11 protein-coding genes are annotated in these 15,104 nt (G+C 48.3%); 8 read left to right on the top strand and 3 right to left on the bottom strand.

Translation table 11 applies throughout. The features are described 5' to 3' along the window. Positions 1 to 126 precede the first annotated feature (126 nt). Positions 127 to 3,366: an ATP-dependent helicase gene (locus EBS36_01900; GenBank protein ID NBU31911.1), complete on the top strand. Its 3,240-nt coding sequence runs from the start codon at positions 127 to 129 to the stop codon at positions 3,364 to 3,366. Continuing rightward, positions 3,366 to 6,560, top strand: a complete 3,195-nt coding sequence (locus EBS36_01895) for an ATP-dependent helicase (GenBank protein ID NBU31910.1) — start codon at positions 3,366 to 3,368, stop codon at positions 6,558 to 6,560. The genes EBS36_01900 and EBS36_01895 overlap by 1 nt, the downstream gene beginning before the upstream one ends. On the opposite strand, the gene EBS36_01890 is transcribed toward EBS36_01895, so the two are convergent. Further along, positions 6,557 to 7,357 (bottom strand): endonuclease, encoded by an 801-nt coding sequence (locus EBS36_01890; GenBank protein ID NBU31909.1) that lies wholly within the window; start codon positions 7,355 to 7,357, stop codon positions 6,557 to 6,559. The two genes, EBS36_01895 and EBS36_01890, sit on opposite strands and share 4 nt — an antisense overlap. 53 nt (positions 7,358 to 7,410) lie before the next feature. Between EBS36_01890 and EBS36_01885 the strand changes: the two genes are divergently transcribed. From EBS36_01885 to EBS36_01875, 3 genes are read left to right on the top strand one after another with little or no spacing between them, the layout of a single operon-like run. Beyond that, positions 7,411 to 8,322 (top strand): NAD(+) diphosphatase, encoded by a 912-nt coding sequence (locus EBS36_01885; GenBank protein ID NBU31908.1) that lies wholly within the window; start codon positions 7,411 to 7,413, stop codon positions 8,320 to 8,322. A 32-nt stretch (positions 8,323 to 8,354) separates the two neighbouring features. Next, positions 8,355 to 8,603, top strand: a complete 249-nt coding sequence (locus EBS36_01880) for a mycoredoxin (GenBank protein ID NBU31907.1) — start codon at positions 8,355 to 8,357, stop codon at positions 8,601 to 8,603. A 48-nt stretch (positions 8,604 to 8,651) separates the two neighbouring features. After that, positions 8,652 to 10,340, top strand: a complete 1,689-nt coding sequence (locus EBS36_01875) for an ATP-dependent helicase (GenBank protein NBU31906.1) — start codon at positions 8,652 to 8,654, stop codon at positions 10,338 to 10,340. On the opposite strand, the gene EBS36_01870 is transcribed toward EBS36_01875, so the two are convergent. Next, entirely contained in the window at positions 10,337 to 11,299 is a 963-nt protein-coding gene (locus EBS36_01870; GenBank protein NBU31905.1) for a hypothetical protein, read from the bottom strand. The genes EBS36_01875 and EBS36_01870 overlap by 4 nt on opposite strands. A 470-nt stretch (positions 11,300 to 11,769) precedes the next feature. Here EBS36_01870 and EBS36_01865 point away from each other — a divergent pair, with 470 nt between their 5' ends. Then, positions 11,770 to 12,378, top strand: coding sequence for a M48 family peptidase (locus EBS36_01865; GenBank protein ID NBU31904.1), 609 nt, complete (start codon positions 11,770 to 11,772; stop codon positions 12,376 to 12,378). Here the strand turns inward: EBS36_01865 and EBS36_01860 are convergent. Beyond that, entirely contained in the window at positions 12,375 to 13,706 is a 1,332-nt protein-coding gene (locus EBS36_01860; protein ID NBU31903.1) for a hypothetical protein, read from the bottom strand. The genes EBS36_01865 and EBS36_01860 overlap by 4 nt on opposite strands. Before the next feature lie 133 nt (positions 13,707 to 13,839). Between EBS36_01860 and EBS36_01855 the strand changes: the two genes are divergently transcribed. Beyond that, entirely contained in the window at positions 13,840 to 14,910 is a 1,071-nt protein-coding gene (locus EBS36_01855; protein ID NBU31902.1) for a PDZ domain-containing protein, read from the top strand. A 14-nt stretch (positions 14,911 to 14,924) separates the two neighbouring features. Continuing rightward, positions 14,925 to 15,104: rhodanese-like domain-containing protein (locus EBS36_01850; GenBank protein NBU31901.1), on the top strand; the 180-nt coding region annotated here is incomplete at its 3' end.

Here is a 15,104-nt window from a genome sequence, read left to right as displayed (position 1 = left end):
TCTCCAATCTTGCCCTGAATTAGCAACTATGTGAAAACATCCACGAATCCGAAGGAAAATTAACCAATTCTGAAAATTACAGGATAGGCACAAAAGTGTCAGTAACTCATGGTGAAATAGGGAGCAATGACTGACTTAATCCTTGACCGAACTAAACCTGAGCCATACCAAGCTAAACCACTAGACCCTGAACAATTGAAGGTGGTCGAACATCGTAAGGGTGCGATGCGAGTGCTGGCTGGCCCCGGCACTGGAAAAACGACAACCTTGGTTTCAGCAATGGCGGCTCGATTGACTGGTCCCGAAAAGTTAAATCCAGACAACGTACTAGGCCTAACTTTTGGCCGGCGAGCTGCGCTTGATTGGCGAGCAAAAGTAACTCTAGCTGTTGGTGGGGGCCTCATTCCGCAAGTGAGTACATTCCACTCATTTTGCTACGGTTTATTGCGAAAGTACCAACCTGAAGAAGCGGCTGACTCTGCACTACGATTACTTTCAGGTCCCGAACAGCAAGTTAGAGTGCGCGAATTATTTCTAGGTGCGCTATCCGACGGCACTCTTTCGTTACCCCTTGAACTCGAAGAGGCAGCACAAACTAAAGGACTCATCGAAGAGTTAAGGGCAGTAATGTCACGAACTCGATCTCACCTGATGGAACCGACCAATTTAGCTGCCTTAGGCAAGCAGGTTGGTCGACCGATGTGGGAACTAGTCGGCCAATTTTTTGAGACTTACTTACAGAGTATCGAGAGTGAAAACGCACTTGACTATGCCGAAGTGATTTTTCGTGCCGAAGAGCTACTTCGCAACAACCCTGACATCGCAACGAAAGTTCAGAGTCAATATCGTGCTATCTTCGTTGACGAATATCAAGACACTGACCCAGGCCAAGTAGCACTCTTAAAGTTGCTAGTGACAGCAGACACCACCTTGGTAGTAGTTGGTGATGTCGACCAAGCAATTTATGGCTTCCGTGGCGCGGATGAAACTGGAATTCGAGATTTCGTCGATCACTTTTCTGAAATTTACGGCAATAATATTGTTGCCAACATTTCACTTGCCACCTGCCGACGCTTTGGGGCTAACATCCGAAATGCGGCACAGGCAATCATCTCTGAGAATATTCCAGCCAAATTTAGTGTCGACCTAATTACCGCGCATCGCACACTCAACTGCCCAAGCGAAGGCGGGAAAATTGGCCTACTAACTTTTGACTCAGAAGGTGCACAAGCAGCCCACATCGCAAATCTAATTTCGCGAGCCAAGGCCAAAGAAAGTTTTAACTGGTCTGAAATTGCGGTAATCGTCAGGTCAGCAAGTAATTCAATTCCGGTAATCTACCGCGCATTGGTCGCCGCTGGAATTCCCGTTGAAGTTGCCGCCGACGAAATGCCACTACACCGTGATCCAGCAACAACGCCACTAATTCAATTTCTGGAAGTTATTGCCCGCCCAAGTCGCTTGACTCCTGATGTAGCTATCACACTTGCCACAGGTCCAATCGGCCAAATCGACTCAGTTGACTTACGCCGGTTTATGCATGCGCTACGCAAAGCGGACAAGTCTGCTGAAAAAGTTGCCCGACCATCAGGCCAATTACTCGTTTCTGTGATCAACGACTATCACGATCTGTTAGCAAATACGAACCCTCGGGATCAGAAAATTGTTGAAAAACTTTTTCAAATTGGAAAGTTGATTGATCAAGCTAGAGTTGCAAGCAAAAGTGGCTCCACCGCACATGAAATCTTGTGGCAGATTTGGCAGCACTCAGATTGGCCCGAGCGACTCTTACAAAAGGCGCTAGGTCATGGCAGCGAAGCGGCTCGGGCTAACCGAGATTTGGATGCCATCTGCTCATTATTTGATCAGGCCAATCGCTTTGTCGGACAAAATCGGGCGCTAGGTATCCATGTCTTTCTTGAAGAAATTCTGGCCCAAGAGATTCCAGCTGAAGCTCTGGCCGACAATCAGGTTCGCTCTGACAATGTCCGAATTCTGACCGCCCATCGCGCCAAAGGACTTGAATGGCCGCTGGTAATCGTAGCTGGGGTACAAGAGGATCTTTGGCCAGACCTGCGCCGGCGACAAACGCTGCTTCAAGCAGACCTCATTGGCAAAGACGAGCAACTTATGCCGACAACGACCAATGAAATTCTGGTCAGTGAGCGACGTTTATTTTATGTGGCACTTACTCGTGCCATGCAGCAAGTAATTGTTACTGCTGTATCAGAGGATCAAAAGGATGATGGCCAAGCGCCGTCAAGGTTTATGGACGAACTTCGCGCATCTGGGGCAGTAATTACCGAAGAGCGTTTGTCTGGCCGTCCAGAACGTGCACTTACACCTGACGGATTAGTCGCAGGTTTACGACGCATTTTGGCTAGCTCGGATTCATCGCCGGCACTTAAGCAAGCAGTTGCGGTGCGGTTAGCAAAATTAGCAAATTCCGGATTTTCGTCCTTACGCAGCGCAGATCCAGATAATTGGTGGGGGATTCTGCCACGAACTGAAAACTCAACCGTTAAGCCTCTTGAGCCGGTTTCACTTTCTACTTCGAAAGTCACATCAATTGAGGAATGTCCAGCAAGGTGGTTCTTAACTCGCGAAGTTTCTGCAGTTGCTGAAACTGCAAACCACTTGGTATTCGGAACAATTCTGCATTCAATTGCACAAGGTCTGCAACGCGGTGAAGTTTCCCCAGATATTTCAGCAATTAACAAAGAGCTCGAAAAAATCTGGCCAGCGATGCCTTACGAAGCACCTTGGATTGCCGACAGTGAATTGACCTCGGCCAAAGACGCTGCTGGGCGATTGTTGAATTGGTTTAAAGCAAATGCAGATGTTCGCAGTATTGCAGAATCTACTTTGGAGTACGCGACTACTTTCCAGGTAACCAACGAGTCTGGTCAAACTCGCGACATTTCAGTAGCAATCTCCGGATCTGCCGACCGAGTTCAATTCAATGCCAATGGTGTTGTGGTCTTTGACTACAAAACTGGCAAATCAAAAGCGACAAACATTGCCAAAAATTTGCAGTTGGCTCTCTATGCGTATCTGCTCGAGAACGGAACCTACTCCGAACAAGAACGCAAGCTAACGCTTGATGAAGGCGAAACTGTTGCTGCTGGAGCGCTAATCAACCTTCGGCTAGAAGATCCGGCAACGCCAGGGCTTCCGCTGGTTCAGCAGGTGGCCAATGGCACGCACGATAAGAAGAACGCTGTTCCCCTAGTTGAGCGGTTGGCCCAAGCTGGGGCAATCGTCTTAGACGAGCGCTACGAAGCAAGAGTAGAAAAGAAGATTTGTGACTATTGTGCAGTGCGCATGCTTTGCCCAGCCCAAAGCGAAGGACGGCAGGTGCTCTAATGAAAACTCCTAAAGAATTTGCTGAAGTATTTCACCTTGATACCTCAAAACCACCAATCGAACCCAGTGTCGAGCAGTGGGCTGCAATTACGGCTCCACTTGAACCCAGCATCATCATCGCTGGCGCGGGCACTGGCAAGACCACGACTATGGCTTCACGCATTAGTTACTTAATTGCGACTGGAACAGTTGCCCCAGAAAAAATCTTGGGACTCACATTTACCAAGAAGGCTGCCCGTGAATTAGCTCACGCGGTGCGAATTCGGGGTGGGCGAGCGCTCGAATATCGACTAGCAACTGTGCCCCTGAATAAGGAAGACCAAGTTGAGTTTGGCGAGCCAACTATTTCAACCTACAACTCATTTGGCGCTCGAATTTTAAAAGAGCATGGGTTGCGCATTGGTGTTGAACCAGATGCCCGACTACTAGTTGATTCCACTCGACACCAACTTGCCAAGCGAGTGGTTGCTCGTACAAAAGTTTCATTGACCGGCTTGGACTACACGAACATAAAAACATTGGTTAGTGCAGTACTTGATTTGGATGAAGAATGCTCGAATTATTTGGTAGATCCCCAGTCGGTAATTACTTACGATCAAAATCTGCTGAGCCGATTTACCGCAATTGCTGCTCCGACCGAAGAAGTCGAAAAAATCATTCAAGCTTCAAAGCGGCGTATTGCAGTTGCCCAAATCGTTGCTGAATTCCGGCAGGCAAAAATGGATGAAGGCATCATTGATTATTCGGATCAGATTCGCCTGGCTGCCCAGGTGGCTGTGAAATCTGATGAAGTGTGTCAGTTACTTCGGGCCCAATATGATGTGGTGTTACTTGATGAGTACCAAGACACTGCAGTGTCGCAAAAAATTCTACTCAATCGGCTCTTCGGCGATGGACACCCAGTGATGGCAGTCGGCGATCCATGTCAAGCAATTTATGGTTGGCGTGGCGCTGATGTTACAAACATTGAGAACTTTGTCACTGACTTCGCTAGAAAAAATGGGTCGCCTGCCACTAAGTACAATCTCTCGGTTAATCGACGCTCGGGCCAATTGATATTGGATGCGGCGAATTCACTTAGTTCTGGACTGCGGGCCATCCACACGGAAATCGTCGAACTGGTCGCAGGTGAAACTAATCCAGCCCCAGCAGAAATCCATACGGCAATTTTGGAAACGCACCCAGAAGAAGTCGAATGGATTTGCGATCAGGTTGCCGCGCAGGTGACTTCCGGAGTTCTACCAAAAGACATAGCGATCCTGTTGCGGGCGGCAAAGTACGGTCCAGGCTTTGTCGCTGGCCTGGAAAAACGGGGAATCCCAGTGCAAGTTGCGGATGCACAGGTGCTAGTTCACCTTCCGCAAGTGCGCGACGTCCTTTGTTATCTGGAGTTAATGGCACATCCAACCGCCAACACCGCACTCGTGCGTTTACTTGCAGGACCAAAGTGGCGGATCGGGGCACGTGACTTAGCCGTGCTTGGTCGCCACGCCCGCAGGCTTGCTGACTCTGATTACCAAGCGGAAAAAAACTTATCAATGGAACTGCAGCTCGAGCATGCAGTCGGCAGTACAGATTCAGCCGATCAAGTTTGCTTACTAGATGCCCTTGAGGAAGCAGGTCAATCAAACTATCCGTATTCGCTAGAAGCGCGCGAGCGAATGGGCGAACTTGCCGGGCAACTGCGTCGACTTAGGAGATTCGTTGGCGATTCAGCTATTGATGCAATAACTCGGATTATTCGCGAGACGGGTATTGGCGTGGAGGCATTGGCGAAGCAAACAGTGCTCGGCAAACCTGCAAGTGATCACCTTGGTGCATTGATTGATTTAGCTGGCGCTTTCCGCAGCTTAGACGGTGAAACTGACGTGTTTTCATTTTTGCGGTTCTTGGCCGATGGTGAACAGTTTGAAAACCTACCGAAGGGCGAACTCTCCCTAACCAATGATGCAGTTGTAGTAATGACCGCGCACAAATCAAAAGGTTTAGAATTTCCGGTTGTTGCAGTTCCATTACTTTCTAAACAGCAATTCCCGGGTTGGTATGACGGTCGCCATTGGATGAACAACGCCGACATCTTGCCCTTTGCGCTCAAGAAAGAGGAAATCACTGAGGCTCGCGTATTAGAACTTTTGTTGGCTGAAAATCCAGACAGCAAAGCAATGCAACCGTATAAGGACTATTTCAAAGAACTGCATACGTTAGATGAAACTAGATTGGCTTATGTTGCAGCAACTCGCGCCCAGAAAGTTTTACTAGCCTCCGGCTCACATTGGGGAACACCTACTAGTAAAACTGCATGGGGACCAACAGAGTTCTTACAGAAAATCGCCAAACATGCAACAACAAGCACGGGTAACGAGTTGCCAGCGACTGGCACCGGTAAGAATCCGCAACTTACGAATGCGATTGTGCCGACATGGCCAGCGCCAATCGAGGACGAGCAATTCCAATACCTGCAACAACTTGCCAATTTAGTGAAGAACGCTGATGACCAAATTACCGATATGCAGCTATCGGAATCAGAAGCTGAACTCATTTCGGCATTCGACAGCGACATTTCGGCACTTTTAGAGTTGTTACAGCAGGCTGAACAACAGACGAAATTAGTAAAATTGCCTGAGACGCTAACTGCCAGCCAGCTAGTCGCCCTACAAAAAGATGAAGCGGAATTTGTCCGAAGTCTAGTGCGGCCAATGCCCCGAAAGCCTGCGCCAGAAGCGGTCCGGGGCACCCAATTCCATAGTTGGGTTGAGGATTATTACGGATTGCGCCGTCAGGCAAACCTCGAAGAGGAACTAGCGGGCGCTGAAATGTCTATTTACGATGATGCCCTTCTGGCAAACCTGAAGACTGCATTCAAATCAGGCAAGTTTGGCCAGCGCATGCCGTATGACCTAGAGTTCCCATTCGCATTGATTGCTGGTGGTCGCCCGCTCATCGGCCGAATAGACGCCATTTTTGCAGGCACGGTCTCTGATCCAAAAGCAGATAAGTGGACGGTGATTGATTGGAAAACGGGAGCTCCTGGATCCGCCAACCCACTTCAGCTACACGCTTATCGGGCTGCCTGGGCTAGCCATATGCAGGTGCCACTAGAGAATGTTGAAGCTGCTTTTTATTATGTCGGTCACGACGAAATTGAAATAGTATCCGACTTTATGACGTTAGATCAGATTTCCGACCTAATTTAAATCTGGGTAATTAGCGCACAGTGATCACTGATCGACAGGGCCATTCGTTGGGAACCAAGTTTTGCTCGGCGCACGGTTTCAGAATCTAGTCCGTGACTGAGCAAGTGATCAAATTGAATTTTCGGATTAACAACCGGATAAGTTGCCAATTGCGCTAGCGACTGCCAACGCGTTAGCCGACTAGGGAGTTTGCCAATCAGATTAAAGTCGCCAAGCAATAGCGAAGGCAGCAGGCGCTTCTCCATAACTTTTGTGATGACGCGCAATTGTTTGACATTAAAACCGGGAACAAAACTTAGGTGGGTTGTGGCAATCGTCATCGGCCCCCGAGGTGTTTCAACTCGCGCAATAATGGCAACCCGTGGTTCATCGGCGACTTTCAACATCTGCCAACCTCTGTCACTTGGCACCATTAACGGTAAGGACAAGGCAGCGGCGTTAAACCGCAGTATTTCTACTTCGCTTATCGGATAACGGCTAGCCAAACCGTTTCCGTAATGGGGCAGGTCTGCGTCAGAGTCAGTATGGTGATGATGCACTGAAGAGTCATCTGCAGGTTCCCAAGCTTCGCCTGGTGTTCCGTGAACCGCAGGTGCAAAAACCCAATAGGGAAGCTCCAGGCCTTGGGCAATGTCTTGCAACTGATGCACATGATTACTGCGCGGTTGCGCTCGATCAACCTCTTGCACACCAATTATGTCGGCTCGAATAAGTCGTGCTTGGGCCACTAAATCGGCTTCTTGTCCGGCACCTAGAATCGGCGTTGCATGAAGCAGGTTCCAAGTGGCAATGCGCATGCTAATCAGCCTACGGTGATGCACAATTACTCGCAGAACCTTAGGTTAGAAGCGTGGGACTTATTCCAGATTTGCCGTTGGCCAGATTTACTGTTGATCGGGCAAGTCAATTGCGCTCTGATTCTGATTGGCTTGTCAACTTATGGCAAAGCGAATCCACGCGTGCCCTCTACATCAGCCAAGGAAGAGTTCCAGTTACCGAAGAGTTGTCGTTGGTACTGGTGCAAACCCATGAATTAACATCGCCTGCCGAAGAAACAGTATTACTGCTAGGAACCGACACCAACCACGCTTATTTGGCAGTGGCGATTGCTGAGCCAACTGCCATTGCTCCGCTGTGGGTTTCGTTACGCGATGTTGGAGCGCAGCTTTCCCCGCGAGATGTTGGGCTGGCAATTACTGCAACAGCATTGGCTACTTGGCATGAAACCCACCAATACTGTGTGCGCTGTGGTATTAAAACTGCGCTTAGTGACGCTGGCTGGTCACGAAGCTGCCCAAATAGCTGCGTAACTCACTTCCCGAGAACTGAACCAGCCATCATTGTTTCAATCGAAGACAAACAAGAACGAATCTTGCTTGGGCGTAGAACGAATTGGCCAGAAACTTGGTTTTCAACGTTAGCGGGCTTTGTTGAAGCAGGAGAATCTTGTGAGGCTGCGGTTATCCGCGAAGTTCGTGAAGAATCTGGTGTAGAAGTCGATGTTAAATCTTTGCAGTACCTGGGAAGTCAGCCCTGGCCATTTCCAGCCTCGTTAATGCTGGGGTATCGAGTCTTGGCAACGACGGATGAATTGAAACCAGATGGCGATGAAATTGCGGAACTGCGCTGGTTTACCCGCACCGAGCTGCGAGAGTTATGTGAAGTTGGGGCCTTGAAGTTACCGAATCCGGCAGCCATTTCCTGGCACTTGATTGAACATTGGTTCGGTCAGCCGCTAGCAAAGGAATGGACGCGAGGGTAAATGAGTTGGAAAACGAAAGAGACGGAGATGTCATGTCAACTCAATTAACGATGTACAGCACGCCTTGGTGTGGCTACTGTCAGCGATTAAAGGCACAACTTGGTCGTGCCGGCATTCCCTTTACTGAAATCGACATTGAGCAGGATCCAGCATCTGCTGAATTTGTGATGAGTGTAAATGGTGGAAATCAGACAGTGCCGACTGTGGTTTATCCAGATGGCCAAGCAGTCACTAATCCAAGTCTGGCTCAAGTCAAGGAAAAACTGGGTCTAACTGACTAATAGCCAGCCAACTCACTGCTCCCTGACGTATCTTGCAACAATAGGGCAGTGTCCAAATTCCTTAGCCCCTTAGACTCACAGCAGCGTTTGGCTGCTGAGTGTGTAAGCGGACCCGTGGTGATACTCGCTGGCGCAGGTACTGGCAAAACTTTGACCATTACCAACCGTCTCGCCCATGCAATTTCCAGTGCTGTTGTTGACGCAAGTCAGACCCTAACTGTCACATTTACTAATAGAGCCGCTGGCGAATTGCGCAGCCGGCTCAACAATTTGGGGATTGGCAGTGCACAAGTAAGAACTTTTCACAGTGCTGCGCTTCGACAGCTGCGCTTCTTTTATCCGCAAGTTTTTACAAATCAAATGCCAACTTTGGTACCTGCGAAAATTCAGTATGTTAAAAAAGCTGCAGAGCTGTGTCACACCGACTCCGATCCTGATGCTCTGCGGGATTTGGCCGGTGAAATCGAATGGGCAAAGGTAAACCTAATTTCCCCAGACTCGTATCGCCAGCAAGCTACTGAGTTGAATCGTAAAGTGGGTCACGGATTTTCACCTGACCAGGTCGCACAAGTTTACGAAACCTACCTTCAGGTTCTTGATGATTCCATGTGTATGGACTTTGAAGATGTCTTGCTAACCACGACTGCCATTTTGGCTAACTACCCAGAACTCGCAGCACAAGTCAGATCGCAATATCGATATTTCACGGTTGATGAATTTCAGGATGTAAGTCCAGTGCAATTTGAACTTCTATCGCTCTGGCTGGGCAATCGTGATGACATTTGCGTGGTTGGTGACCCGGCCCAAACAATTTATGAATTTACTGGAGCGTCAGCCCAATACCTAGAGAATTTTAAGGAACATTTCCCTAGAGCGACCACTTTCGAATTGACGCAGTCATATCGAAGCTCTCCCGAAATAATTTCGGTCGCTAATCAGGCATTGTCGGCGATGCCAAAACAGAATTTGCAACTAAGTACGAAGCTCCCGCCCGCCAAGCAGGTGGCAATTGATGCGTTTACTGATGATCAGACCGAGGCAACGCAGATTGCTCTAAGCATTAAAACTTTAATCGCCAGTGGATTAGCTCCGAAAAATATTGCAATCATTTATCGGATGAATAACCAATCAGAAACTTTTGAAACTGCCTTAAGTAATGCAGACATTCCCTTCACTATCCGCGGTTCCTCTAGATATTTTGAACGTCCCGAAATCAAGTCAGCGATTTTGCATTTGCGAGCAAGTTTGCAGACCGAAGTGGATAGAGAATTGAACTATCAGGTACGCGATGTAGTTAGTGCCCTAGGCTGGGCGCCCAAGGCACCTGAAGCTGGACAAGCCGCGCAGGCGACTTGGGAGTCATTAAATACGCTTGTTACTTTGGCAGATGAATTTGCACAGGACCGGCCAGATGCACTCTTGCCTGAATTCATCGCCTTGCTAGATCAACGCAACGAGTATGACCATGATCCGGTGGCAAACGCCGTCACACTAGCGCCGATTCACGCGGTTAAAGGTTTGGAATGGGAAGCGGTCTTTGTCGCGGGATTGAGTGAGGGATTGGTCCCAATTTCCTATGCGACTACTCCAGAGTTGATTGATCAAGAACGAAGGCTGTTCTACGTGGCTATTACTCGCGCAAAGACACACTTGCAGTTGTCTTGGGCCAAGTCTCGCTCGCAGTATGTAGCAGCACACAGAGTGCCCTCGCGTTTCCTGCTTGACCTAGAAAATTAGCCAGCTTTATCCCACTGGCACCCACAGGCTAGGTGCGCAGATATGGGGGAGAATTCTGAAGTCAGACTCGGCCAAGCCATCGAGTAAATTCCAGATTCAGATTCCTCTGGATTAGCCAGCCAGTCGATGGTCAGTTCAACAATCAAATGCGCAACATGCAAGATTAGTCGTGCACTTGCTAAATCCGGGCCACTTCGCCCAATTAGCTGAGAACTCAGCAGTGGCCAGCAGTGGTCTAAATCAGTTAAGCGACAGTGGTAACACCGAACGCAGGCAGTGCTTCCCGGTGTCAAAACCGTGGAGACTAAGGCGCCTTCAGCGCCAGTGCTAGCAACTAAGTAGGGTTGGCCACCAGCCATCAATTCATCAGCAATATTTGAGGCAAACCAAGGAGTTCTCCCAATCGGTTCGGGGCACAATATTGCCAACCTTCGGCTTACTGGTTTGTGCGGCCGGAGCATTCGCGGCCAACTTCCTCGAATAGTTCGTTCTAAAAGTAGTAGTGCAGTGTGATCCCGCCGCATACCTACATCAATTCGGCTCGGACCCCAAGCAGTAATGTCTGCAAGACCTACCGGGCGGCTATCAATTATCCGAATATTTGCAATACCCGTCTCGGCTAGCAAAATCGCAACGGTGGTACCAAGGCGACCTGCGCCTTTAATGACGATTTCGATGTCTTGTAAATTTTCGACAATTGATTCACCAGACCTTTGGGTTAAAAAGCCGTTCTCTAGTAATCGAGCCAACAATGAACGGATTGAGGTAAGGTCAAAGCCTTCTGCTTGTGCCAAGCTCAGCAACTCTGAAACAGGTTTAGTGCCGGAGCAATTTTCAATTAGAAAGTCGGCCGCAGCAGCACTTGCAAGTATTCGTGTCTGGGGATTAACTCCGAATTGCACTTCATCGCGCGATCGCCAAAGCACTTGAATTCCAGTTGTAAAAATCGGATAAGTCATGGCAACTATCGTGCCTACTTAAGATGTCTGTTCGTAAAAACTTTCCACATACTATTTGACTTGGAATTTACTGGCCAGCTTGGCGCAAAATGCGCACCGCTCAAGTAAAACTTGCGCAGTAAATCAGTCATACGCCCGATACCTCCAAAGATTTTTCTATCCACATTTCCACGGGGAAAAATACACGGTATTTCGGCATAAATACGGAATGCTCCACAATGTAGTTCACATGTTATGCACGCAAAATCCCCAGATATCGAATAGGTTTCCCCAGTACTTCCACAGCCTTATCCACATACCTGAATGATTTTTCACCTGTTTCGCTTGTTCTTGAAGTTGGTAAGCCCTAGATTTCAATGCGTTGGAGCTCTCGAGATAACGAGCCAACGTTCGCAAGGGGAAGGCGAACGAGTGGCACGCGCCTCGGGAGCTCCTACTTTTATGTCAGTTGATGCTCTACCGTTACTTAAATGGATCAGCACTCAGAGGTATCGCTCTTTGATTTTATTGATGATGAAACTTGCGCTTCTGAAACAATTGAAAGTGAACTAGAAATTTCGGTATCCGAGTTTGAGGTTGAAATTCAGCGAAGTAAACGTCGACGTAAAACCAGTTCTGCCTATCGACGGGGCGGAAAAATCATTGTTCAGGTCCCCGCCAGACTTTCACAACGTGAAGTGGATGCTACGGTTGCCGAGCTAGTAAGGCGAATAGAGAAACAGGAGCAGGTTGCTGTCGATCCAAAGCTACTGATGGAGCGTGCAAAGTATCTTGTCGACATTTACTTAGGTGAAGACATCATTGGCAACCATCGAGTCCCAGTCACCTTGAAGTGGGTGACAAATCAAAATTCTCGTTGGGGCTCCTGCACGCCAGCCACAGGAGTAATTCGGCTCTCACATCGCCTGATTAGCATGCCACAGTATGTGCAAGACGCTGTAATTTTTCATGAATTAATTCACTTAGTCGTCATCTCGCATAATGCCGACTTTTATCGGCTCTTGAACAAGCTTCCACATCTTGAAAAAGCCAACGCCTACCTTGATGGCTATTCTCATGCATTGACCGAGAAAAGTTAGTCAGAATCTTCCGCTGATTTTTGTTCGTCGATCCAGTTTTGTAAATCGGTCATTAGATCATGACTTTGATTTGCCAGGTATACATCAATGTCTTCTAGGTCAGTCGAAGTCGGAAGCAAGTCAGGGTGCGACCAAATTTTGTCACGCTCTGCTAAACCGATTCGCTCGGTTAGCGTTTGCCAGATAACCGCAGCTTCTCTGATCTTGCGTGGCCTTATTTCAAGACCAATTATTCCCTCAAAGAACTTCTCGGCTGGCCCGCCTGCAGCACGCCGGCGGCGCAGTGTTTCAGCTAATGCTCCGCTGCTCGGTAAACGATTACCAACAGCCTCGGTCACTACAGTTGCCACCCAACTTTCGATTAGGGCAAGCAAAAGTTCAAGTCGCTCAAGGGCGGCAATTTGTTCCGGAGTCCGTGACTGAACAAACAGATCGCCACTAAGTGCTGCATTTACTGCATCCATATCTGTTGGATCTATTTCGGATAGCGCTTGCTCGATGACACTAGTATCAATCTGAACGCCAGATGAATAATCAGACATTGCTGACTGAATATGGGATTGCAACCAGGGCGCTGCGGTAAATAAGCGCTGGTGGGCAAGTTCACGCAAGGCTAAGAAAATCAAGGTGTCGGACAATTCAAGATTCAAACCCGAGTTGAATTCCTTCACATTGGCCGCTATGTAACTCGGATGTTTTGACTTGGTAAGGGGAATTCCTACATCAGTGCCGCTGAGGACTTTTGTGGCCATTACGCCCAAACCATGGCCAAATTGATTGCCAAACAAAGTGGCACCCATTGATTTAGCCAAATCCATTATTGGACCAATTAACTTGCCAAGTTCACCCGAGTTAAGCAGTTGCTCCATCTGGCTAGCAATCTCAGGCGGTAACTCTGCCATCACTTCTGGCGGGATGGCCAATGACTCGGTATCTAGCTCGGCTGGGATGATGGTTGCCATTGCCTGAGTCAGACCTTGTGCTACTGGATTTACCAGACTTTGCCAAGCTAATAAAGTTTGCGCAATCCATTGTCCGCGCGTTAGCACTTCGCACTTTTCACCACCGCTGGGTAGTGAAGTTGCTTCATTGAGCCATAAGTCAGCTAAATCACTAGCACTAAGCGCAGCCTGCTTGAAGTCTGAGTCAACCGCTGGATCGCCAGCATCGTGCAACACCGCTGAACTGGTTTGTTCAACCGCTTTCCAGTTGACTGGCCCCGAATCTGCTTTATCCGAGTTCTGCATCAGCTGCGACAAATTTTCAAAGAATTTTGCCAAATCCTCACTGTTACTTTCGCCAGGCGAGAAACCAAAGGGAATAGACAATGAGCATCACCTTAAATCTTGCGAAAAATAACCGATTGCTATCTAAGCGTAAGTTACCCAGTGACCCAAATACTCAATCTAAGTACGCTACTGGCGAATTTTGGACTCTTGAATACCGTACGCTGGGAGGATAATGCCCAAACTAAAGGGGAGAACAGTGCCAAAACGCCGCCTGGTAAGCCTGTCTTTTCTCCTGGTTGCGCTAGGCGTTGCCGCGCTTTTTCAGCCAATCCCATATGTTTTAGAGCGGCCAGGGCCACTCTTTAACACCTTAGGATCTATCGATGGCAAACAGCTCGTCGCCATTTCCGGAACCCAGACTTACCCAACTGGTGGTGAACTGAACATGACTACGGTTTCGGTTTACGGGGGGCCAGAGGAAGGGATTGACCTTTTCCAAGCCATCCAGGGCTGGCTTGACCCTGAAATAAGTGTCACACCACGCGAAGCAATTTATCCTGATTGGCTTACCGAAGACGAAGACCAACAAATGAGCGTTGCGGACTTCAGCGAGTCGCAGAATAGCGCTACCGCTGCTGCCTTGGATTATCTTGGCTTACCGATTAAAAGCCAGATTTTCGTTGGCTCCGTTTCAATCGATTTTCCAGCTGATGGAAAATTAGAGCCAGGCGATGTTTTGCTCGCGATAAATGGGCGTGAAGTGACAACGGCAAAACAGGCTGTGACCTTAATTCGCTCAGGCAAAGTTGGCCAAGTTATCTCACTATCTTTATTGCGTAATGGACTTACCAAAGTGGTGAAAATTCGTTCTGTGCAGCACCCGGAACTTAAGAACACTCCATACATAGGGATCGGAGTTGACACAAAGTTTGAGTCCGATTTCAAAATTGATTTTGAAGTTTCTAATGTCGGAGGACCAAGTGGCGGGATGATGTTCGCATTATCAATAATCGATAAGTTAACTCCAGGTTTTCTTAGCGGTGGAAAAATAATTGCGGGTACCGGAACTATCGACTCAGATGGTCAAGTTGGTGCGATTGGTGGAATCGTCCAGAAAATTTCAGCTTCCTCTTCACACGGTGCAAAATTATTCCTGGCTCCGAGGGAAAATTGCTCGGATTTGGTCGGCCACATTCCCGAGAATTTAGTGGTGACACCAGTTTCCACATTAACTGAAGCCGTAACCGCTCTGACTGATTTTAAAAATGGGAAAAAGTTGCCAAGCTGTCCCGCAGCCAATTAGGAAGTAGGAATGCAATGAAAGAAATAACGGTTAGCGAACTCAACAAAATATTGGGCGAAGTGGAATTGATAGATGTTCGTGAACCAGATGAATATCTGGATGGGCATGTGCCAGGTGCAAAGCTGATTCCGCTCGGAACTGTTCCAGTTCGAACTTCCGAACTTGATAAAGGCAAAACGCAGTATGTCATCTGC

It is taken from the genome of Actinomycetota bacterium, assembly GCA_009923495.1.
Classification (GTDB): Bacteria; Actinomycetota; Actinomycetes; order S36-B12; family UBA5976; genus UBA5976.
Note: the sequence above shows the minus strand (reverse complement) of the source record. Positions and strands in the feature narration are given on the sequence as shown.